The sequence below is a fragment of the Microcystis viridis FACHB-1342 genome (genome assembly GCF_014698335.1).
GTDB classification, from domain to species: Bacteria; Cyanobacteriota; Cyanobacteriia; order Cyanobacteriales; family Microcystaceae; genus Microcystis; species Microcystis ichthyoblabe_A.
The window spans coordinates 101,518-122,810 of the sequence record NZ_JACJSV010000002.1; the positions used below are offsets into that span (position 1 = coordinate 101,518).

Annotated in this window: 19 protein-coding genes; 8 read left to right on the plus strand and 11 right to left on the minus strand. The window is 42.6% G+C overall.

Annotated features, from left to right (window positions below):
• Nucleotides 1-98: 98 nt before the first annotated feature.
• Together ispG and H6G40_RS01495 are read right to left on the minus strand one after the other, a co-directional pair.
• On the minus strand, nt 99-1,319 hold the full coding sequence (ispG, locus tag H6G40_RS01490; protein WP_123230839.1) for a (E)-4-hydroxy-3-methylbut-2-enyl-diphosphate synthase: 1,221 nt from the start codon (nt 1,317-1,319) through the stop codon (nt 99-101).
• A gap of 34 nt (nt 1,320-1,353) precedes the next feature.
• Nucleotides 1,354-2,268 (minus strand): alpha/beta fold hydrolase, encoded by a 915-nt coding sequence (locus tag H6G40_RS01495; RefSeq protein ID WP_190537161.1) that lies wholly within the window; start codon nt 2,266-2,268, stop codon nt 1,354-1,356.
• Nucleotides 2,269-2,650: 382 nt separating this feature from the next.
• On the opposite strand from H6G40_RS01495, the gene H6G40_RS01500 reads away from it, so the two are divergent.
• Nucleotides 2,651-3,220, plus strand: coding sequence for a TIGR04376 family protein (locus H6G40_RS01500; protein WP_123230840.1), 570 nt, complete (start codon nt 2,651-2,653; stop codon nt 3,218-3,220).
• A 163-nt stretch (nt 3,221-3,383) separates the two neighbouring features.
• On the opposite strand, the gene H6G40_RS01505 is transcribed toward H6G40_RS01500, so the two are convergent.
• From H6G40_RS01505 to H6G40_RS01515, 3 genes are all read right to left on the minus strand, one after another.
• Complete coding sequence (locus H6G40_RS01505; protein ID WP_002733029.1) at nt 3,384-5,030, minus strand: DUF3685 domain-containing protein; 1,647 nt, start codon at nt 5,028-5,030, stop codon at nt 3,384-3,386.
• Nucleotides 5,031-5,088: 58 nt separating this feature from the next.
• Complete coding sequence (locus H6G40_RS01510; protein WP_002731825.1) at nt 5,089-5,529, minus strand: Fur family transcriptional regulator; 441 nt, start codon at nt 5,527-5,529, stop codon at nt 5,089-5,091.
• Nucleotides 5,530-6,245: 716 nt separating this feature from the next.
• Nucleotides 6,246-6,716: a DUF29 domain-containing protein gene (locus tag H6G40_RS01515; RefSeq protein ID WP_002733042.1), complete on the minus strand. Its 471-nt coding sequence runs from the start codon at nt 6,714-6,716 to the stop codon at nt 6,246-6,248.
• A 178-nt stretch (nt 6,717-6,894) separates the two neighbouring features.
• Between H6G40_RS01515 and H6G40_RS01520 the strand changes: the two genes are divergently transcribed.
• The 3 genes from H6G40_RS01520 to recN all read left to right on the plus strand — a co-directional run bounded on the left by H6G40_RS01520 (nt 6,895) and on the right by recN (nt 10,698).
• Complete coding sequence (locus H6G40_RS01520; RefSeq protein WP_002734966.1) at nt 6,895-7,953, plus strand: DUF2157 domain-containing protein; 1,059 nt, start codon at nt 6,895-6,897, stop codon at nt 7,951-7,953.
• 126 nt (nt 7,954-8,079) lie between these two features.
• Nucleotides 8,080-8,760: a two-component system response regulator RppA gene (rppA, locus tag H6G40_RS01525; RefSeq protein ID WP_002793954.1), complete on the plus strand. Its 681-nt coding sequence runs from the start codon at nt 8,080-8,082 to the stop codon at nt 8,758-8,760.
• A 183-nt stretch (nt 8,761-8,943) separates the two neighbouring features.
• Nucleotides 8,944-10,698 carry a DNA repair protein RecN gene (recN, locus tag H6G40_RS01530; RefSeq protein WP_069475133.1) on the plus strand — a complete coding sequence of 585 codons (1,755 nt, stop codon included), beginning with the start codon at nt 8,944-8,946 and terminating at the stop codon, nt 10,696-10,698.
• On the opposite strand, the gene H6G40_RS01535 is transcribed toward recN, so the two are convergent.
• Nucleotides 10,675-11,316: a Uma2 family endonuclease gene (locus H6G40_RS01535; RefSeq protein WP_069475132.1), complete on the minus strand. Its 642-nt coding sequence runs from the start codon at nt 11,314-11,316 to the stop codon at nt 10,675-10,677. The two genes, recN and H6G40_RS01535, sit on opposite strands and share 24 nt — an antisense overlap.
• Before the next feature lie 24 nt (nt 11,317-11,340).
• Nucleotides 11,341-11,982, minus strand: a complete 642-nt coding sequence (locus H6G40_RS01540) for a Uma2 family endonuclease (RefSeq protein ID WP_002733608.1) — start codon at nt 11,980-11,982, stop codon at nt 11,341-11,343.
• A 121-nt stretch (nt 11,983-12,103) separates the two neighbouring features.
• Here H6G40_RS01540 and H6G40_RS01545 point away from each other — a divergent pair, with 121 nt between their 5' ends.
• Entirely contained in the window at nt 12,104-13,261 is a 1,158-nt protein-coding gene (locus H6G40_RS01545) for an NAD(P)/FAD-dependent oxidoreductase (protein ID WP_002733421.1), read from the plus strand.
• A 257-nt stretch (nt 13,262-13,518) separates the two neighbouring features.
• Here the strand turns inward: H6G40_RS01545 and H6G40_RS01550 are convergent, their stop codons facing one another.
• Nucleotides 13,519-13,794: a hypothetical protein gene (locus H6G40_RS01550; protein WP_002732855.1), complete on the minus strand. Its 276-nt coding sequence runs from the start codon at nt 13,792-13,794 to the stop codon at nt 13,519-13,521.
• Nucleotides 13,795-14,095: 301 nt separating this feature from the next.
• Between H6G40_RS01550 and cysS the strand changes: the two genes are divergently transcribed.
• Nucleotides 14,096-15,538 carry a cysteine--tRNA ligase gene (gene cysS / locus H6G40_RS01555; protein WP_190537163.1) on the plus strand — a complete coding sequence of 481 codons (1,443 nt, stop codon included), beginning with the start codon at nt 14,096-14,098 and terminating at the stop codon, nt 15,536-15,538.
• Here cysS and H6G40_RS01560 read toward each other — a convergent pair.
• Nucleotides 15,521-17,050, minus strand: a complete 1,530-nt coding sequence (locus tag H6G40_RS01560) for a glycine betaine ABC transporter substrate-binding protein (RefSeq protein WP_190537165.1) — start codon at nt 17,048-17,050, stop codon at nt 15,521-15,523. The two genes, cysS and H6G40_RS01560, sit on opposite strands and share 18 nt — an antisense overlap.
• Nucleotides 17,051-17,168: 118 nt before the next feature.
• On the opposite strand from H6G40_RS01560, the gene H6G40_RS01565 reads away from it, so the two are divergent.
• Nucleotides 17,169-18,173, plus strand: a complete 1,005-nt coding sequence (locus tag H6G40_RS01565; RefSeq protein ID WP_069475128.1) for a CHAD domain-containing protein — start codon at nt 17,169-17,171, stop codon at nt 18,171-18,173.
• A gap of 11 nt (nt 18,174-18,184) precedes the next feature.
• Nucleotides 18,185-19,618, plus strand: a complete 1,434-nt coding sequence (locus H6G40_RS01570; protein WP_069475127.1) for a bifunctional orotidine-5'-phosphate decarboxylase/orotate phosphoribosyltransferase — start codon at nt 18,185-18,187, stop codon at nt 19,616-19,618.
• Between the two features lie 346 nt (nt 19,619-19,964).
• On the opposite strand, the gene H6G40_RS01575 is transcribed toward H6G40_RS01570, so the two are convergent.
• Entirely contained in the window at nt 19,965-20,261 is a 297-nt protein-coding gene (locus H6G40_RS01575) for a DUF1816 domain-containing protein (protein ID WP_004158539.1), read from the minus strand.
• 112 nt (nt 20,262-20,373) lie between these two features.
• Entirely contained in the window at nt 20,374-21,240 is an 867-nt protein-coding gene (gene rlmB / locus H6G40_RS01580; RefSeq protein ID WP_002733719.1) for a 23S rRNA (guanosine(2251)-2'-O)-methyltransferase RlmB, read from the minus strand.
• Between the last annotated feature and the right edge of the window lie 53 nt (nt 21,241-21,293).

Genomic DNA, 21,293 nt, shown 5'->3' on the forward strand with positions numbered 1-21,293 from the left:
CTCTCTGGGGCGGCAATTTCTAGCAAGCTTTCCATTGTAACAAATTCTCGCCGATGATCGGGGGTTGAATCGATGTCAACCCCTACTGGTAAAACTAATTAAGGTTCTACCCAACGGCCATCGGCTTTAATTAAATTAATCAACTCGGTTACACCTTCACTTTCGGGGACGCGTTTAATTTCCTCGCGACCGCGATAAAGGGAGATATAACCGGCCTGTTTCCCCACATAACCATAGTCTGCGTCGGCCATTTCTCCCGGTCCATTGACAATACAACCCATAACGGCGATATCGAGTCCGGTGAGGTGTTTAGTCGCTGCGCGCACTTGCTGCAGGACATCTTCTAAATTAAAAAGAGTGCGACCACAGGAAGGACAGGCAACGTATTCGACCATGGTTTTCCGCAGTCCCAGGGCCTGGAGAATGCTGTAACAGACGGGAATTTCCTTTTCGGGAGCTTCCGTCAGAGAAACGCGAATCGTATCACCAATACCGTCCGCTAAGAGAGTGGCAATCCCGGCAGTGGATTTAATTCGTCCGTATTCCCCATCTCCTGCCTCAGTAACCCCCAAATGTAGGGGATAATCCATACCTAACTCGTCCATGCGCTTAACCATGAGACGATAGGCGGCCACCATCACCGGCACGCGGGAAGCTTTCAGGGAAACCACTAGATTGCGAAAATCGAGGGATTCGCAGATGCGGATGAATTCTAAAGCCGACTGTACCATTCCTTCGGGGGTGTCGCCGTAGGTAAAGAGCATTCTTTCGGCCAGAGAACCGTGGTTAACGCCGATTCGCATCGCTTTATCTTGATCTCGCAGGGAAACTACTAAAGGTTTCAGAGTTTCGGCTATTTTTTCGCCAATTTCATCAAATTCTGCTTGACTGTACTCGCTGCGGTCGGCTTTCGGTTTCTCGAAAACGTACAAACCGGGGTTAATCCGCACTTTATCGACGTGCTTGGCCACTTCTAGGGCGATTTTCATGCCGTTGTGATGTACATCGGCTACTAACGGCACAGGTTGATAGGTGGCGAGCAGTTTTTCCCTAATTTTAGCTAAAGCGGTGGCGTGGGACAGACTCGGCACGGTGACGCGGACAATTTCACAGCCGATTTCATGGAGGCGACGGATACCGGCCACGGAACCGTCTATATCAAGGGTATCCTCGTTAATCATCGACTGCACGACCACGGGATGACCACCACCGATGGTAACGCTACCTACCCGGACGGGACGGGTTTTGCGTCGGTGAATCGTGGTGTCGAATTCGGAGGCAGTTGCGGGGGGGTTGAGCGTCGATTCCAAGGTTTGCATAGGACTATCACCAACAATCACTCTCCCTATTCTCTCAAAGAACAGCAACAGATTCTAGCCACTCTAATAAAATTGGGTTAAAACGGTCAGGACATTCATCCTGCAAACAATGACCAGCCTGTTCAAATTCTACATATTTAATCCTAGGATTAAGGGAGACAAAACCCGGAGCTAACTGGACGGGAACCATGCGATCTTGTTTGCCCCAACACAATAAAATCGGGATTTGTAAACGTGGTAAAATTAGCTTTGCTGGTGGACAATATTCGGGATGATTGACAGCTTGTGCTAGGGAAATAAAGGACTCCGCTGCCCCCTCATCTAGGGTTGGGGCGGCGATAATTTGTACTAATTCGTCGCTGACTGCTTTCTTGTCTTCGTAGGCGATTCCTGTCCATTTTTTCAAGACTTGCGGACGACGCAGATAGTAAAATATCGGTTTTAATAGCCAAGGAGAAGTGAAAAAGTTTTCGATGGGAGTGACGATATTTAATAACCAATCGGCGATCATTTCCCGCCGACGGCTGACATCGGGTAAACTGAGCATAACTAATCTGGCTACCATTTCCGGGTATTTACCCGCTAGGGCCATACTAACTAAAGAACCGATCGAATTTCCCACTAATACCACCGGTCTATTGATAAAAGTTTGCCAGAAATCGTGTATCTGTTCCACCCAGAGATTAACGGTATAGGGAACCTGCACTTTACGCGAACCACCGAAACCTAATAAATCTACTGCGTAAACTCGATGATTTTGGCTGAGAATAGGAATATTATGGCGCCAATGTTCGATCGCCGCTCCAAATCCGTGCAGTAAAATTAAAGGGGGTTTATCGGCATCTTGGCGGTTTTTTGCCGGCATAAAACTATAACGAATTTGCCAACCGCGCCACACCCAATCCCGTTGATAACCGATGCGTTCTGTCCAAGCTGGTGAAATTGTCACTTAAGTCAAACAATTAAGAGGTTTTCAGGAAATATTACTCTAAGTAGGTAGGCGTTAAAAATTATCAGATGCCCCCCTTATTAAGGGGGGACTAAGGGGGGATCGGCACCCCCCTTATCAAGGGGGATCCCCCCGCCTTCGGCTTCCCCCCTTATCAAGGGGGGCTAGGGGGGATCGAACCTAAAATCCATTTTTAATTTAATTATAACCAGCTACTTAGTTTTATTATACTGGTTTCCCCGTCCCTAACCGGCAGCCGAATAACATTTTTGTACTACTTTTCCCAAATATATTTAAACCTAGGGTTGATCTAGCCTATGCTAAAAAGAGGGGGATTAAAATCGCTCCTAGACTTTAATTGCAAATTTAGGATACTGCACAGATGGGCAATCTATTTGATGATGTTAGTCGCTTTCTTGAAACCCAACTGGAAGAATTTCTCAAAAGTCATCCCCAATTAGAATTACAGGCGCTGGTGGAACAACTGCGCGAACAGGAGCGCGATACGGCTAAACTGATTAGCGCTCTAGAAAATGAGCGTCAACGTCTCGAACAGCAAATTTTGGCCACTGCCCAAGATATCCAAACTTGGCACGCTAGAATTGATAAGGCTAAGGCCGCTGGACGGCAGGACTTGGTTAAGGCTGCCAGTGAACGCGAGGCGGCTCTATTTCGTCAGGGTAATCAACTTTGGGGACGGATGGAAGGGGTGAAAAAACGTCTGACTCAATCTCAAGAGTTACTGCAACAGATCCAACAACGTCGTCAAGAAGTGCAAATTAAAGCCGAAAAAGCCCCTAAAAATCAGTCGCGTGACTGGGAAACCACTTTTTGGGATCAACCCCAAGAATCCGACTATCAGCGCTCGAACTACGATAATCTCGATCTAAAATTTAAAGAATGGGAAATGGAAGAAGAATTGAAAAAATTAAAGCGAGAAATGGGACGATAATTACTGTTAAGTATCTAAGCACAATTAATTACACATCTAAGCCACTACTCCGTCAGACTTCTGCTGTGAGTAAACAGTGAACTGAAAACTCAAATCCGATCCCTAATAGCTGTATCCCGTCTCCTGTCTCGACTAGGAAATTAATTTTGCACGACTACTTAATTCATGATCCCTTTTTACCTTTGACTTCCTGCCAAGTGTTACCGACTCCCTGTAAAACCCCACGAATTACTAAACCAATACCCCTACCGATAACTTGGATAAGGATATAGACTACTCCATTACCCACCACCCGAAAAAAAGCGCGTAAACGAGGGGATAAAGAGTCTCTTAATTCTAAGGCGATCGAAACTAACCAGGGTATGCCTGTTAAACTGTTTAATTCTTCCTGTCGGGGGGAATAAATGGCTAGAGATTGAATTTCTCCATCGCTATAGTGAAATAATTGATATTGACTTTCAAAGATATCTTTAGGTTCTTGCCAATATTGTTGCCGTCGGTATTTCCAAGATAATTCATTGCGGATTTTAGCTAATTTTCTGGCGATGAGAAATTCTGACCGGTAAAGTTTTTGTTTGATTCTTTCCGATTCCGAGAAGTTATTGAGAATAATTACCGTCACCGCATTGGCAATATTATGAATGAGATTTTGCAGGATAATTTCGGCTCTGGCGATAGTTTCAGGAGCATTAGCTCGGTATTCTACTCCGTCAATAGTTAAACTATTTTCGTACACTAAATAGGAAAATAAGTCAAGAGTAAAAGGAATTTTATTGAGGATTTCTATTTGAATTGCCTCTCTTTCTTCCAGAATAATTTCATTAAGTTTGCCTTTACTAATTTCGTCATAAACCGAGGCATTAATTTCTAAAAATTTACGCGTAACTTTCTCCCAGATATCGTAAATAATCAGATTTAAGCGACTGGTTAATTCCCCGCTGCTAACCTGTAAATATCTCATTTCATCGACATTTTTACGAATTTCATCGAGAACTAAATATAATAATTCCCGTTGCCGATTATCCTGTAAAACATCAATTTCAAAACTAATCTTTGTTCTATTAATTAAAGGCGATCGAATAACTGCTAAAGTGGACTCAAAAACTGCCGAAACACAGAGGGGACGCTCGCGGCTTAAAATTGGTAATTCCCGATCGATATTGTTAATTATTATCGGAGGTGTCGCTGAAGCTGAATTGTAATAGCTCCCTTCCAGGGGAATTAGTTTTCTCACTAGCCATAGGGCTGCTAAAAGTTCTCGTTTTCTTCCCTGCCAATAAAAGCGATCAAAGCCGGATAAAGACTGTTGATTGAGGTGGAGATCAATTAAATGTAATTCACTTTCGATGCGATTTAATCCCGTTCTTCCGGCAGTGATTAACCAATGGCTAGGGGCTAAACTTGGACGGTTAGCAATGGTGAGAGGGGAAGGGACAACATCGTGGGATTCATCCCGGGAAATTTGCCCTAAAATAGTGATAAATTGCTCTAGGTTTGTGCCTTTGGGAATATAACCGGCGATGCCTAATTCTCTGGCGATTAGTTGCTGTCGGGAGTCGAGAGGAAAGGTTAATAGAACAATTTTACTTTCGGGATAGCGAGAGTGGAGAATTTCACAGTAAGACCAATCAAAGAGAGGATCAATAATAATAATTTCGGGGGCCGGATTAAGAGTCAAGGCGAAAATTGTTTCTAAATCCCCTTCGGTGACGATACTAATATTTTCTATCTGCGACAAGGCCTGCACCAGACCCAAGCGGAAAATCGGGTCATTATCGATGATAATTAGGGTGAGAGGGCGATCAATCACAAGAGTTGCAGCCTGTCAACGGATACTATTCACAGGGTCAATTATACAGTGATCTGGCTCATTTGTTTTGTTTATAGCCATAGAAATCGATGCGATAATCGGTAATTTTTACCCCCGTCGATGCCTCGATCTGTTTAATTAATTCCGGGGGAAGTTGGATATGCACATCGATGATTTCTTGACTGTCCAGACAATTGATGTGACTGTGGGAATCGCTGATGTTGCCGTAGAGTCTGCCGTCCCAGCGTTCCACAGATTCGATAATGCCTTGACCCGATAGAGCCTCTAGGTTTTGGTACACTGAGGTATGACCGATGTTTTTTCCTTGCAGATTGAGACGATCATAAATTTCTCGCGCTGATAGGTGTTCCTGCGCTTGCCACAGCAATTCTAAAATATAGCGACGCTGACGACTAACCCGCATTCCTAAAGTTTGACACCTTTCGATCGCATCTTCTAAACACCGGATCGGTTTTTGTTTTACCTCCAAATTGTCCATAGTTGTATCCGTTGACCTCCGCCCTAATACATAGTCATTACCAGTTTAGCTTAGTCTTTCGATCGATGTCCACATTGCCCCAGTTTTTAGCCCATCTCAGAGCAGTTATCTCAATGGTGAGATAAAAAATTTTCGTTGTAGGGAGACAAGAGCGCCAGAGTAGGAAGGAAAAGTCTGAGCATTTGTACTAAAAATCTCAACTTACACAATTCTGGCTTTAAGTCAATAGCCTTTACAAAACTTCAAAAATTGCAGCATAAAAAAATTTCATCACTGGCGGCTTTTTTTGGGCAAGAGAATCAACACAGTCCCCTGATTGCCTTGGTTTTGCCTTGATTTAAAGTTTAATGCTTAAACTAAGCCCACAGCATACCACGATCATACCATATTATTAAATCTAGGCAACCCCGATTTACAGCTAAATTTTGGCAAATTCTGGGAAAATCAAAATCTTGTAACTTACTTGTTACATTGAACTAATCGCCCCAAATATTTAAATATTTTAATTATTTACCTTAAATTTATAATTTTTACTTATTCTTGAAGGCTGATTAACTAGGGTTGGGCAAAAAAGCTTGTAAGCTCTATTTAAAGTCAGTCGAGTCGCTTAGTATCGGGAGACAGATGTGACTTGTATAGCTTCCCAGTTTTTGAGATTTGAAGACTTTTTAGAAGCATTTTGAAAGTGTCTTAGCTGATGGATTAAATATGAATTATCAGCCATAAAAATCTTCATCAAGAATCTGTTCTAAAGAAAAAGGGCAGTCTAAGGGATATGCTTCCTCTGGAGGAATCGCAATTCCAAAGTCAGCCAATTTACTTTCCTTGATGGCAATTTTGCGACCTTTAGGATAGGTTTTATCGATGGCGATTGCTAGATGAGATTTCAAAGAAGGGGTGTTTTCTAGTAAGGCGACAACTCGTTCCCTGTGTTCGACAATGGAGCTATACCAGCTAGATTTCATGCTTTCAGGGGCGGAGGATTGTACTTTTAATTTCAGTAAATGAGCCAGCAAAATCATTAAATTTCCTTCCAAGGCATTTTTATCTGATTTACCCAATTCTTTCAACTCCTCAACCAAATGAGATACATCTAATGCCTGAAAATCTCCTTGTTCTAACTGACCTATTGTTGTTATCAGCCATAATTGAAAATCTTGTTCATAGAGTTCTGATTTAGTTATCATAATTGCTTCGATAATAGTTAATATAGATTGAATTGTACTCTATTTTGCAGATTTCGGATGTTGCAATCGGTAAATGTTAAGTTTTACTACAGGATTTAACATCTGCGCCTATGCCCTATTCCCTTATCCTTAGGATAAGCGGTTAAAATACATCTTAGCTTAAGGACTAGAGAATATTATGAGACTAGAAAGAGAAGATTTTGATTGGGCGGTACAACAAAACCTAATTACTGCCAGCCAAGCTGAAAATTTATGGACGGCTTTTATATCCCGTTATCCCCAAGAAGATGAAGTTAATCGCCCTCGCTTTAATTTTGCTAATGTAGCCTATTATTTTGGGGCATTAATTGTTATCTCTGCCCTGGGGTGGTTGATGAACGAAGCTTGGGAGAGTTTCGGTGGTGCAGGACTATTTTTTATCGCCCTGTTTTATGCAATTTGTTTTATTTTTGCGGGGAAAAATCTCTATTTTCAGCAAAATCTCAAAATCCCCGGCGGCCTTTTATTTACCATGGCAGTGGCAATGACTCCCTTAGCAATCTATGGTTTACAACGCTGGACAGGATACTGGCAAGCCGGATATCCAGCTATCTATCGAGATTTCCATACCTGGACTAAAGGCAGTTGGTTTTTAATGGAATTAGGCACGATTATCGCAGGATTAATAACTTTGCGATTTGTTAAATTTCCTTTTTTAACTGCACCGATCGCCTTTAGTCTGTGGTATATGTCAATGGACTTAACCTCTTTACTATTTGGAGAGAACGAATATACATGGAGACTGCGACTGTGGGTATCCTTTTGGTTTGGAATTGCCTGTTTAATAACTGCCTATTTAATTGATGTACGTCAGCGCCGTAGTCGGGGTGATTTTGCTTTTTGGCTGTACTTATTCGGATTAATTATGTTTTGGTTTAGTTTATCTCTCCTCATCGATGATAATGAAGCGCAACGATTTTTGTACTGTCTAATTAACTTGGGATTGATGTTATTATCCGTCCTGCTAAAAAGAAGATTATTTGTGGTTTTTGGAGGTATCGGAGTATTTGCCTATCTTTCCTATCTCTCCTATCGTCTCTTTGCCGATTCAATTTTCTTTCCCTTTGCCCTAACCGCCCTGGGACTTGGTATTATCTATATGGGAGTTTTGTATCAGCGTCATTACCCCACCCTAGCTAGATTTATTGAAAGTTATATCCCTCTCGAATGGCGCAATTTATTACCCAAAGATAGATAATTAGGAGAAATGGTTTTTCAGTGATCAGTAAACAGTAATCAGTAAACAGTGAACTGATAACTCACATCTGATAACTGATCACTGATAACTGATCACTGATAACTGATAACTGATAATCTTCCTTCTATGCGAATACTTATCGTTGACGATGAAAAAGAATTAACCGAACCCTTAGAACAAATTCTTGCTCAAGAAGGCTATGAAGTTGATATTGCTGATAATGGTCGGACGGGGTTAGAATTGGCACAAGAGAATAATTATGACCTCTTAATTCTCGATTGGATGTTACCCCAGCAATCCGGATTACAAATCTGTCAATATTTACGGGATCAGGGGGACACCACTCCCGTTTTATTTCTAACCGCTAAGGATACCATAGACGATCGAGTGGCGGGATTAGATGCCGGTGCCGATGATTATTTAGTCAAACCCTTTCAACTGCGAGAATTATTAGCGAGAGTCCGTGCTTTATTGCGTCGTTCTCCCAATTTTGAAGCTAGTAATAGCAGTAAACTAAAATGTGCTGATTTAGAACTCGATAGCGAAAATCAAGTGGCCTATCGTCACGGTCGCACGATCAGTTTATCAGCAAAAGAAATACAATTGTTAACTTTATTTATGACCCATCCGGGGCAACTTCTCACCCATGAACAAATTTATCAGCATCTCTGGTCAGAAGGGGAGCAACCTAATAGTAATGTGGTTCCTGCCCTGATGCGCTTACTGCGTCGTAAAATCGAAGCGCCTGGAGAAACACCTCTAATTAATACTGTCTATGGGAAGGGCTACCGTTTCGGGGAAAATTAGGGAATGCTGAAGGATAATGAGAATAAGTAGCTGGTTATAATTAAATTAAAAATGGATTTTAGGTTCGATCCCCCCTGCCCCCCTTGATAAGGGGGGATTAAGGGGGTATCCCCCCTTAATAAGGGGGCATCTGATAATTTTTAACGCCTACCTACTTAGCAACTGATTACTGATTACTGATATATGTTATCCTGCCTACAAATTGAAAATTTTACCCTCATCGATCGCTTAGAATTAACTTTCGGCAGCGGATTAAATGTACTGACCGGTGAGACGGGGGCAGGAAAATCGATTATATTAGATGCGATCGATATTGTTCTCGGTGGTAAAGTCAATCATCGCGTCATCCGTCAGGGAAGCCAACAATCAACCCTAGAAGCGACTTTTTCTCTGACTCCAGAATTAATTGCTTGGCTAGAAAGTCAGGAAATTGACCTATTAGAGGATAATAGTCTGACCATCAGCCGGGAATTAGTGATTACTAATAATTCCTTGCGTTCTCGTTCTCGGATTAACGGAGTCGTCGCTAATCGCCAACAAATGGCGCAAATAAGAGATTTTTTGGTAGAAATCACCGCTCAAGGTCAAACAGTTCAGTTAATGGACGCTAATCGACAGAGGGAATTATTAGATCTCTACGGGGGTGAATCCCTGCTGCTGCAGCGGGAAAAAGTAGCCACAGCCTACGCTAACTGGCAAGAAAGCAAGAATATTTTCAATAATAGATTGCAATCGGAACAAAATCGCCTACAGAGATTAGATTTATTAGAATATCAACTAAAAGAACTAGAATCAGCTAATTTAACTGACGCTAACGAGTTGGAACAGTTAGAACAGGAAAGAAACCGACTCTCCCACGGTGTCGATTTACAAAATTCCAGCTATCAAGTCTATCAACTACTCTACCAAAATGATCGCGATCAACCCGCCGTCGCTGATTTGTTAGGAAAAGCTGAAAATATCTTGACAAATATGATGGTTTATGATAGCAGTTTAGAGCCAATTTTAGAGATGGTGCGATCGGCATTAAATCAGGTGGTGGAAGCGGGACAGGAAATCAACGTTTATGGGGATAGTCTAGAGGCAGATCCGGAGAGATTGAACGAGATAGAAGAGAGAATTGTCCAACTTAAGCGCATTTGTCGCAAATATGGCCCAAGTTTAGCCGAAGCGATCGATTATTATCAGAAATTACAGCAGGAATTAGCGGAGTTGACGGGAGAAGGACAATCGATTGAGGAATTAGAAAAAATTTGTCAGCAACAGGAAAAAATCTATCGAGAAACTAGCACTCAGTTGACCTTTTTGCGACAAGAAACCGCTAGTCAACTAGAAAAACAATTGGTACAGGAATTAAAACCTTTAGCCATGGAAAAGGTGATTTTTGTCTGTCGGATTAACCCGGGTAATCCTAGCAGTCTGGGAGTCGATCAAGTGGGATTTTATTTTAGTCCCAATCCAGGGGAAAAAATCCAACCTTTATCCAGTACCGCTTCCGGAGGAGAAATGAGTCGTTTTCTCCTAGCGTTAAAGTCCTGTTTTTCCCAATCCCAATCGGCAGCGACAACCCTAATTTTTGACGAAATTGATGCGGGAGTATCGGGAAAAGTTGCCCAGGCAATTGCCGATAAATTAGATCAATTAGGTCAACAATATCAAGTTTTGTGCGTTACTCATCAACCCTTAGTGGCTGCTTTAGCTGATCACCATTTTCGCGTTTATAAACAAATGATTGCCGAAGATGATTCCACTAATCTCTCGGAAATTCGCACGGTTGTCCGGGTTACTTCTCTCGATAATCGTCAGACGAGAAGGGAAGAATTGGCACAATTAACGGGAGGAAATTCGGCAGCGGCTGCCATCGCTTTTGCCGAGTCTTTATTGGAGAAAGCGGCTGCCAAAAAACAGCAGGATTTAACCTTGAAATTGACTGATTAACCAACGTCCTACCTGACTTTGATCTCTGGTGCGTGCCTGTTGTAAAGCTGACTCTAAAACCGCAAGTCTTAAATTAGGTAAAACCTTTGATATATCAATTCTTTTACTACCTCGATCGATTATTTTAAAAGCGAATATTTGGGGATAATCGACGTTAACACTCCAGTATTCACTAACTCCTAATTCTTCATAGAGTAAGCGTTTATTACCTAAGTCATCATTAAGGGTAGATTTTGAGATTTCAATGACTAAATCTGGTGGGGGATACTGATTCAAATCAATAATCAAAGTACCGTAGGGAATCAGATTAGCTTTCTCGGCAAAATAATAAGATATATCCGGTTGAACTTCTCGATAACCAGACCTGCGAAAACTGCAATTATCTTTGGCATTAAAGGTCAGATTTTTTAGGGTGGCATAGAGACTAACAGCGAAGATCAAAATAGCATGATCGCTGGCATGATCGTTACCAATAGGAGTCATTTCTAATCGATAATAGCCATTGTGATAATAACTTTTTCCTTGATTTTCTGGGAAGTTTTTAATTGCTTCTAAGTATTCTTCCCAACTAGCTTTCATCCATAAATCTGTCGAGATAGTAGTTTCTAGCTGTTGCATAATATTAGCCTCGATTTTATGGGGTTAACCTTGAAATTGAGTGATTAACCAACGTCCCACCTGACTTTGATCTCTGGTGCGTGCCTGTTGTAAAGCTGACTCTAAAACCGCAAGTTTTAAATTAGGTAAAACCTTTGATATATCAATTCTTTTACTACCTCGATCGATTATTTCAAAAGCAAATATTTGAGGGTCATCTACCTTAACACTCCAGTATTCACTAACCCCTAATTCTTCGTAGAGTAAGCGTTTATTACCTAAGTCATCATTGAGGGTAGATTTTGAGATTTCAATGACTAAATCTGGTGGAGGATACTGATTTAAATCAATAATCGAAGTCCCATTTGGTATCAGATTCGCTTTCTCTCCTAGATAGTAAGATATATCTGGCTGCACTTCTCTAATTCCTCTTTTGCGATAGGAACAAGTAGGGAGTCCTTGAAAAGGAATTTCTTTGAGGATAGCGTAGAGACTCACCCCCAAAAAGACAACATGATGATCTCTAGCGTGTTCAAATCCAATAGGAGTCATTTCTAATCGATAATAGCCATTGTAATAATAACTTTTTCCTTGATTCTCTGGGAAGTTTTTAATTGCTTCTAAGTATTCTTCCCAACTACCTTTAATCCATGAGTCAGTTATCCCCCTAGTTTCTAGCTGTTGCATAGTTATCCTGTCTCGCTTTGAACTTTTTCTCTAATTATAGCAATTATTGATCAAATCAGAACTAGGGAACTGAGCAAGTATAATGATAGAATAGATTAATTGAGAAAAAATTAGCCCAATTATGACCACAACTTATGATTACATAATTATCGGTGGTGGTATCACCGGTTCCGTTTTAAGCTACGAACTAGCTAACCTAGGCAGTCGAGTCCTTTTATTAGAAAAAGAAACCCATCCCCTCAATGCCACTTTCTACAGTTACGGGGGTTTAGCCTATTGGTCGGCCACCACAGAAATCCAGAGAAAATTATATCAAGAAGGTCGAGAAATTCAGCGCAATTTATCCCAGGAACTGGGCATAGATAACGAATACCGGGACATAGAGTTAATTCTCACCGTTAACCCCGAAGATGATCCGGTCACTGTGGCCGAAAAATTTGCTATCTTTGCTATTACTCCCGAAATTCTCGATCCGCAAGCAGCGATCGCTTTAGAACCCCTATTAAATCCCGCTGCTATCTCCGGAGCTTTACGACTGCCCCACGGTCACATCAACGCCGAAAAAACTAATCTTGCCTATCAACAAGCTTTTCTGCGTCTGGGAGGCACGATTATTCGGGAAGCTGTCATCGAATTAATTGAAACTGCATCGAGAATTACCGGCGTAAAAACTCCTAAAAATAATTATTCTGCTGGGGAAACTATCGTCTGTGCGGGGGGATTAACCCGGTCTTTACTGCAAAAATCTGGTATTACTGCTCCCGTCTATTTTACCCATGCCCAGGTGATCAAAATTCCCCCCACTGAGATCAAATTAAACACCCTAGTTATGCCCGCAATTCCTGCTAGATTGCTATTAGAGCAAAAAATCACCCAACTAGAAAAGCAGGGCATTTGGCAGAGAGAAACCCCAGAAATAATTGCCAGTGTTTTAGAAACGGGGGCGGTACAATTCCGGGATCAAAGTCTTTATCTAGGGCAAATTAGCGCCATTATCACCGATCCAGGCGCGATTTTAAACCCTCTGGCTGGAGAAAAAGCAATCCGCACCGCCGTGGGGACATTGCTGCCCTCTTTAGCCTCTCTCCCCGGCAGCTGTCATCATTGCCTAGTGGCCTTTGCCCCCTCGGGACGGCCTCTAGTGGGAGCGATCGCCGATAAAGTGGGATTGCAGGTATTTTCTGGTTTTACCAGTACACTTGTATCGGCTCCGCCCCTAGCCCGACGTTTCGCGCGTCATCTGCTGGGGGAAAATGACGAAATAATTAGGGTTTGCTGAAAAAGTTTTTCGTGGGGACAGGGTGTGGGGTGTGGGGTGTGGGGTGTAGGTTTTTACCCATTTTCATCTGGTAAATTACCTAATTTTCAGGGAAAAAGTCCCAGAATTTTCCCCCCGATCCCTCCCAGCTCTGGGACTTTTTGATTGACCAAAAGTCTAAAAGTCTTACCCAACAAGGTTTTTAGATTTATTTAGCAAACCCTAATTGCTAATTGACAAAAGTTAAGAGAGAAATTAACTGATGGTTGCCATTAACCCTAATCGACTTTTTCCAATTGCCAAAGAATTTGGTTTCCCTCGCGTCTGACCCGGGAGATTACCCAATTTCGCCACGGCCAATGGTCGCCGCGACTGGTAACGGCCCCTGGATTAATATCCATTAAATCGGCCACTTCGGCGCTGGTAATCAAATAACCGCGATTGGCCACTTCATCGGCAATGCGTAGGGTTTCGATCAGATGTCTTAGCTGGTCAACTCTTTCTCCCCGGGGTAATTGGATTTCATCGCCAGCGCTATTAGGTGGTTCATTCATGATGATGGTCTGGTCAAAGTTGATTAACAATAAAAATTGTCGGTTAAGGCAAACAATCAAGCTTTCCTCTCGTTATTCTATCGATTCTATCAATAATAGTTGTCATCAAAACAGTCCTATCTCCTCGAATCTTACCGTCATATCTTTACTAAAACCCTAAAAACCTCTTGACAAAAAACACAAAGTATAGTAACGAAATTCAGGGAACGGGGAAAGTGGTTAGCGGTAACTGATAACTGATCACTGATAACTGCTATAAAATTGGACTAGCCTTTTTCCCCAGAAAAAAAATTCCCCCTCCATGACCTTAATCCTCTACAACACCCTCAGTCGTCGCGAAGAACCCTTTACCCCCCTCATCCCCGGCATTGTCTCCATGTATTGCTGCGGCATTACCGTCTATGATTATTGCCATTTGGGTCATGCGCGTACCTGTGTGGTTTGGGATGTGGTGCGGCGTTATTTGGAGTATCTCGGTTATAAAGTGCGCTATATTCAGAATTTCACCGATATTGACGATAAAATTCTCAATCGGGCTAAAAATGAACATACCACCATGGCAGCCGTAGCCGAGAAATTTATCCAGGCCTACTTTGAGGATATGGCAAAATTAGGAGTCAGACCGGCGGACGCTTATCCCCGGGCCACTCATACCCTCGACGGTATCAAGCGCCTAGTCTATGAATTAGAACAAAAAGGCTATGCTTACCCCAGCGATGGCGATGTTTACTACTCCGTCCGTCGTTTTTCTGATTATGGCAAACTATCGGGGCGAAAACTGGATGATCTGCAAGCTGGCGCCAGCGGCCGGGTAGAAACCGACGACCCGGAAGCAATTAAAAAACAAGACCCCTTTGATTTTGCCCTCTGGAAGGGGGCAAAACCGGGGGAACCTAGTTGGGATTCTCCCTGGGGCCAAGGTCGTCCGGGCTGGCATATTGAATGTTCGGCCATGGTTAAAGAACAATTGGGAGAAACTATCGATATTCATGTGGGGGGAAGTGATCTGATTTTTCCCCACCACGAAAACGAAATTGCCCAAAGTGAAGCGGCTACGGGTAAACCTCTAGCCCACTATTGGTTACATAATGGCATGGTTAAGGTGGCCGGGGAAAAAATGTCGAAATCCCTCGGTAATTTCATCACTATTCGCGAGTTATTGGCAAAATATGACCCCTTAGCCGTGAGATTATTAATTTTAGGCGCCCAATACCGCAAACCGATCGATTTTTCCGATGAGGGATTGCAGGCGGCCACTAATGGCTGGCATACTTTACAAGAGGGTTTATCCTTTGGTTATAAGCATCTTCCGCCCGATAATCCCAGAATTACCGACCAAGAGCTAGAAAATCGCTTTCAAGAGGCGGTAAATCACGATTTTAACTTTGCCGGTGGTTTAGCAGTGTTATTTGAAATCGCTAAGGAATTACGCAAGGAGGGTAATAATTTAACCCATGCGGGTAAGACAGACAGCAATCTGGCCCAATTAGCGGTAAAATGGCATACTTTGGTGAAATTGTCTAGGGTTTTGGGCTTAGAAATTGCCGCTGACCAGGGAGAAACCCCTGTTTCTGAGGGAATTAGTGCAGCGGATATCGAAAATCTCATCCAACAACGGACAGAGGCAAAAAAAGCGAAAAATTACGCCGAAAGCGATCGCATTCGTGCAGAATTAAAAGCCCAAGGCATTAGTTTAATCGACCAACCCGGGGGAGTGACTAAATGGTTAAGAGAGGGAGACTAGAAATTCTTTAACCACTTCCTCTACTTTGCGATTGCGGCCATCCACCTGATAGTTTAATTTCTGCATAGTGCTGGAGGTAATTTTGCCAGTGAGTTTGGCTAAAACCTGTCGCAATTGCGGATATTTTTGCAAACTATCCCGGTTAAAAATCGGTACCGCTTCGTAGGGAGGAAAATAGCGTTGATCATCTTCTAGGATGACTAAATCTAGCACGGGAATTAAGCCATCGGTGGAATTTCCCGCCACTAAATCCACCTGTTTTTCGGCTAAAGCGCGGTACATTAACCCTAAATCCATCACTTTCGGGGGTTGGGCAAAAGTTAGGCCGTAGGTCTTTGCTAATCCCTTGTAACCGTCTTCCCTTTCCAAAAATTCATAACCAAAACCCGCTTGCCAATTGGGGGTATATTTAGCCACCTGCGAGAGAGTTTTAAGATTGTATTGACTGGCGGTTTCTCCCCGGATAACAATGGCGAAAGTATTCTCAAATCCTAGACTGGGAAAGACTTCTAGATTAAATTTTTCTGGATAAATCTTTTGCAGCTTTTCAAAGACTAATCGGGCATCGTTCAGGGGTTTTTCCTGTAAAATTCCCGTGAAAGCCGTGCCAGAATACTCCACATAACCGTCGATTTTACCCGCTTTCACCGCTTCATGACAGATCAGAGTACCACCGAGATTAAATTGACGTTCAACCCGTAAATTCGTCTCTTTTTCGATTTCCTGTGCCAAAATTTCCCCTAAAATCACCTGTTCGGTAAAATTTTTGGAACCGATCACCACTGTGCCGGGGGATGAATGGAAAATTTGAGTCAAGAGGAAAGATAGCAAGGCCAACCCAATTAAACCTAAGCCCCATTGCCATTTAGAGGGCTTTTTCGGACGTTGCGAAGGGGAAAAGGTCTTTTCTAGCCGACCGAGACTCCAATCGGCAACAAGGGCTAAAAAAGCGGCAGGAATTGCCCCCGCCAAAATTAACTGATTGTTGACCGTGGCAATACCGCGAAAAATAAACACTCCCAAACCACCGCCACCAATGGCGGCTGCGATCGTAGCTACACCGATAGCAATCACCGTGGCAATTCTCACTCCTGCCAAAATTGTCGCCCCTGCCAAGGGTAATTCGATATAGCGCAGGATTTGACCGTCGGTCATGCCTAGGGATAACCCGGCTAATTTTAATTCGGGATCAACTTTTTTGATGCCCAGATAGGTATTTAAAACAATTGGCAGTAAAGTATAGAGAGTTAGGGCAACAATAGCGGGAATTTTGCCGATTCCTCCCAAAAAAGGCACGGAAATTAAAAAACCAAATAGGGCTAAACTGGGGATAGTCTGTAGGGTGTTAACGATCGCTATAATCGGTGGGGCGAGAATAGCTTGACGACTAATTAAAATACCTAGAGGAATCCCGATTAAGCTACCCATAGCCATGGCTATTCCCGTCAAGAAAAGATGCTCTCCTGTGCGAAAAGCGATTTCCCCCCCATAATCTAGCCAAAAACTATCCATAAACTTCCCTTAAAGCGGCTGCTTCATCCTATTGTATAGAATAAATAGTATCTATTAGTTCCAGTCTTGATTTAAAGATTCTATCACCATCTTGACATTATTTCCTCCCTAAAGACCAATGACTAACAAATTTAATCCTCGGGCTAAAACTGTTGCCGATTGGGCCTATATCGGTATTGATAAACATTTTCATAAAGTTCTTAGACACGAAGCTGGGGTTTTACTCGATCAGGATACGGAAGAATTACATCAAATTCGTGTGGGAATGCGCCGTCTTCGCAGTACTTTAACTGGTTTTGCACCCGCTTTAACCATGCCGAAATCTGCCGATCAAAAACGGGTGGGTAATCTGGGCAGAATTTTAGGAGAATTGCGGGATTTAGATGTGTTAAAAGAGGCTTTTATCGGTCATTATCAGCCAATTTTGCCCCCGAAAGAACAGGATTTACTAAAGAAAGTTTTACAAGTTCTCGAACAACAAAGAAAAAAGGCATTTGCTAAGGTAGAAAAGCTGTTAAAGTCCGATAAATTTCTCAATTTTAAGGCAGATTTTGCCAGTTGGTTGGATAATCCCACCTATCAACCGATAGGAAAATTAGATATTGCCACGGTTTTACCAGACTTATTATTACCGCAAGCGAGTCGCTTTTTACTGCACGAAGGCTGGTTAGTTGGGGTAAATTTAGAGGAAGATCAAAAAGTAAGAGAGTTTTCTAGTCAAGAAATTGATGACTTATTGGAAAAGGAAGGATTATTACTGCATGATCTTCGCAAAGAAGCCAAGCGTTCCCGCTATAATATGGAGTTATTCACTCAGTTTTATGGCGACAAATATCAAGAGTACCTAGAAGATATTAAAAACCTTCAAAGTATTCTCGGAGAAATGCAGGATTGTTGTGTTCTCTCGGATTTTCTTAGCCAAATTTTCCCCAATTGTCTCGCCAAGGAAATGCCCACCTTACTCGAAATTTTCCGAAATATCCGTCACCAAAAATGGCAAGAATGGCAACCCTTACAAAAGAAATTCCTTGACGCTGACACCAGAAAAAGTCTGCACAAGACAATTTTACAGCCTATTTTTCGGCCAAATAGTGTAAAATTAGAAACTAATCCAGAATCCTGAGATTAGAACCGATGAATTTTTTTCAAAAGTTAAACCACGCCATTAGTCAAAACCAGACTCTACTTGTCCTCGGTTTAGATGCTAACCCCGAAATGATGCCCTCCACCCCGGGAGAATTAATCGTTAATTTAGAACAGTGGCTCAAGTTTATTATCGATGAAACTGCCCCTTTTGTCTGTGCCTACAAACCAACTTTAGGCTTTTATCAAGCTTTGGGAGCGGCAGGGTTAGAATTATTACAGCGAATTTTAACGGCAATTCCCCCTCATATCCCGGTCATTTTGGATGCTAAACACGGCGATATTAATACTAGCAGTATTTTAGCCGAGACTATCTTTAAAACTTGGCAGGTGGACGCGGTTACTCTCAATCCCTACTCCGGACAGGATCACGTTGCTCCTTTTTTAGTTTACCCCGAGCATGGTGCTTTTATCCTCTGTCATACTTCCAATCAAGGCGCGATTAATCTGCAAGAATTCCCCAGTCGCGATAATCCTTTTTATCTGCAAGTTGTCAAAGAAGCTTGCACTTGGGGAACTCCCGAACAAGTATTTTTAGAAGTGGGAACTACTCAACCAGAGATATTGAAAAGGATTCGCAATTTTGCTCCCGAAAGATTGATTTTATTACGCAGTATTTGGGAAGAAAAAAGTCAATTCTCCGAGTTAATTACTGTGGGTTTAAATAGTCATGGCGAGGGTTTATTAATTCCTGTACCCCAAGACTTTTTATCTCAACCCGATTTGGGGGCAAAAGTCAAGGATTTACGAGAGGAAGTCAACAAAATTCAACAAAATCACCAGCAAGAATCGAGCCAAGATGATACTTGGACTGCTAACGTTTGTCTTTTAAAACAACATCCTCATCAGGATTTAATTCTACAATTATTTGATATTGGCTGCTTGATGTTTGGCGACTATGTGCAAGCATCGGGAGAAACTTTTTCCTATTATATCGATCTGAGAAAAATTATCTCTAATCCTAATATTTTTCAGCAGGTAATTGAAGCCTATGGAGAAATATTAAAAACCTTGACATTTGACCGCATTTCTGGTATCCCCTACGGTTCTTTACCTACAGCTACGGGTTTATCTTTATTATTAAATCATCCGATGATTTTCCCCCGCAAAGAAGTAAAAGCTCACGGCACAAGAAGAGTAATTGAAGGTAATTTTCAAGTGGGGGAAACCGTGGTAGTAGTGGACGATATTTTAATTTCTGGCAAAAGTGCGATCGAGGGGGCAGAAAAGATTAAATCGGCGGGATTATTAGTTAATGATATTGTGGTTTTTATCGACCATGGTGGCCCTGTTAAAGATAAACTTCGTAGCCATGGTTATCAACCTTATTCGGTTTTAACCCTAGCAGAAATTACCGATACTCTCTACGAAGCGGGAAGACTGACAGAAGCAGAATATAGCTGTTTTTTAAATCGCTCCCATTGATATTTAGGGTTTGCGGCAAAAAGTAGGGGCGAAGCATTCGGATAGAATATCTAGGGTTTCACCGATAGGTTATTGCCCGAATGCTTCGCCCCTACAGGACGCGGGCCGATGAAGAGGCCAGGTTTTGAACCACGATTCTCTCAAAATCTTGCACCTGTGGGAGCGAAACAGAACCCTAAAACCCTTACCTCGTCTATATTTCACATTTATTCAGCAAGCTCTACTTAGTTTCTAGCCTTCTTTTTCGGTAGGAGAATCGCCGAATCCTTTCTTGGAGCCTTTTGCCTTTTGCCTGTTGCCTGTTGCCTTCAGAAGCTGATCACTGATTACCGATCACTGGAAATTGTTAAGAAACTTGACTGCGTAAGACCTTTAAGGGATTGAGGAGCTTACCTTCTTCCTTTTCCTCAAAAATAGTTAAATCTTCGGGTTTACAACGTTTTATATGCAATTTAATCCCCTGCGCTCCTTCTGTTTTCAAATCTTCTTCGTAACCAGCTTGAGCGACTTCAGCCTCGTCTTTAGCGAGAAAAGGACCAAAATAATAAGTACATCTGGGATAGTCGGTTTTAATCTCGACCCAGTAGGCTAATCCGAACCTTTCGAGTAAGCTAATCAAAAATTCTTTCATTTCGTTCCCCATCTAAATCTACTCTGGTGGTTTTGTTACGTTTGTTTACATTTCGCAAACTTCCTTCCTATTCTATTTATACTTTCTCCTTTTGGCTATTGGGAGTGTCGAAAAATACAGATTTTCAGTCGGGGGAATTTTGCCAGCGTTGCCGGTAAACCTCGTAAAGAGCCATAGCCGCCGCCACCGAAGCATTGAGACTGGGGGTTTTGCCTGCCAAGGGGATAGATACCAACTCATCGCAGGACTTTTGGGCCAACAGACTCAAACCCTCTCCCTCCGAACCTACCACCAATCCTATCGCACCCGTTAAATTGATTGTGTGTAAAGATTTACCAGTTTTTGCCGCCGTGCCGTAGAGCCAAAAACCGGCCGCTTTTAATTCCTCTAAAGCACGATTGAGATTAACCACCCTAGCGACGGGTAAATATTCCAGGGCCCCCGCCGCCACTTTCATCACCGTCGATGTCACCCCAGCGGCGCGACGTTGGGGAATAACTACCCCCTGACAACCCATAGCTTCGGCGGTGCGAATGATTGCCCCAAGGTTATGGGGATCCGTAATACCTTCAGCGATGACGATGACGGGGTGGCGACTTTTGCCCTTAGCTTTTTCGATCAGATCGGCTAATTCGATATACTCATAGGGAGACATTTGGGCGGCGATCCCCTGATGATTGGCCTTACTGGTAATCTGATCGAGACGGAGATCGTCCACCTCATCAATTACCGTGCCGTTGGCTTTGGCTTTTTCCAAAAGGGTATGATAACGGGGATCGTAACGGAGTCGATTGACTACCCAAATCCGATTCAGTTGGCGCTCCTCCTCCATGGCCGTTAAAACCACCCGGCGACCGTAGAGCAGATCATCAGCTTCTTGGTTTTCTGGAGTTACTGTCGGGGATTTAGCCAGAATTGGCCCAGTTTTTGACCGCGAGGGCCGGCGAAAATTACTATTATCGGACTTGCTACGAAATGGTCGATCGCTCATGATTGCATGGATTAATAAAAGGGGGTCGGGAATAATAGTTAGTAAAAGTATAG

What these genes read in the sequence shown, in the direction of transcription:
- ispG (WP_123230839.1), bottom strand. Translation starts at nt 1,319, where the DNA reads ATGCAAACCTTGGAATCGACGCTCAACCCCCCCGCAACTGCCTCCGAA.
- H6G40_RS01500 (WP_123230840.1), top strand. Translation starts at nt 2,651, where the DNA reads ATGGGCAATCTATTTGATGATGTTAGTCGCTTTCTTGAAACCCAACTG.
- H6G40_RS01510 (WP_002731825.1), bottom strand. Translation starts at nt 5,529, where the DNA reads ATGGACAATTTGGAGGTAAAACAAAAACCGATCCGGTGTTTAGAAGAT.
- H6G40_RS01515 (WP_002733042.1), bottom strand. Translation starts at nt 6,716, where the DNA reads ATGATAACTAAATCAGAACTCTATGAACAAGATTTTCAATTATGGCTG.
- H6G40_RS01520 (WP_002734966.1), top strand. Translation starts at nt 6,895, where the DNA reads ATGAGACTAGAAAGAGAAGATTTTGATTGGGCGGTACAACAAAACCTA.
- rppA (WP_002793954.1), top strand. Translation starts at nt 8,080, where the DNA reads ATGCGAATACTTATCGTTGACGATGAAAAAGAATTAACCGAACCCTTA.
- recN (WP_069475133.1), top strand. Translation starts at nt 8,944, where the DNA reads ATGTTATCCTGCCTACAAATTGAAAATTTTACCCTCATCGATCGCTTA.
- H6G40_RS01535 (WP_069475132.1), bottom strand. Translation starts at nt 11,316, where the DNA reads ATGCAACAGCTAGAAACTACTATCTCGACAGATTTATGGATGAAAGCT.
- H6G40_RS01540 (WP_002733608.1), bottom strand. Translation starts at nt 11,982, where the DNA reads ATGCAACAGCTAGAAACTAGGGGGATAACTGACTCATGGATTAAAGGT.
- H6G40_RS01545 (WP_002733421.1), top strand. Translation starts at nt 12,104, where the DNA reads ATGACCACAACTTATGATTACATAATTATCGGTGGTGGTATCACCGGT.
- H6G40_RS01550 (WP_002732855.1), bottom strand. Translation starts at nt 13,794, where the DNA reads ATGAATGAACCACCTAATAGCGCTGGCGATGAAATCCAATTACCCCGG.
- cysS (WP_190537163.1), top strand. Translation starts at nt 14,096, where the DNA reads ATGACCTTAATCCTCTACAACACCCTCAGTCGTCGCGAAGAACCCTTT.
- H6G40_RS01560 (WP_190537165.1), bottom strand. Translation starts at nt 17,050, where the DNA reads ATGGATAGTTTTTGGCTAGATTATGGGGGGGAAATCGCTTTTCGCACA.
- H6G40_RS01565 (WP_069475128.1), top strand. Translation starts at nt 17,169, where the DNA reads ATGACTAACAAATTTAATCCTCGGGCTAAAACTGTTGCCGATTGGGCC.
- H6G40_RS01570 (WP_069475127.1), top strand. Translation starts at nt 18,185, where the DNA reads ATGAATTTTTTTCAAAAGTTAAACCACGCCATTAGTCAAAACCAGACT.
- H6G40_RS01575 (WP_004158539.1), bottom strand. Translation starts at nt 20,261, where the DNA reads ATGGGGAACGAAATGAAAGAATTTTTGATTAGCTTACTCGAAAGGTTC.
- rlmB (WP_002733719.1), bottom strand. Translation starts at nt 21,240, where the DNA reads ATGAGCGATCGACCATTTCGTAGCAAGTCCGATAATAGTAATTTTCGC.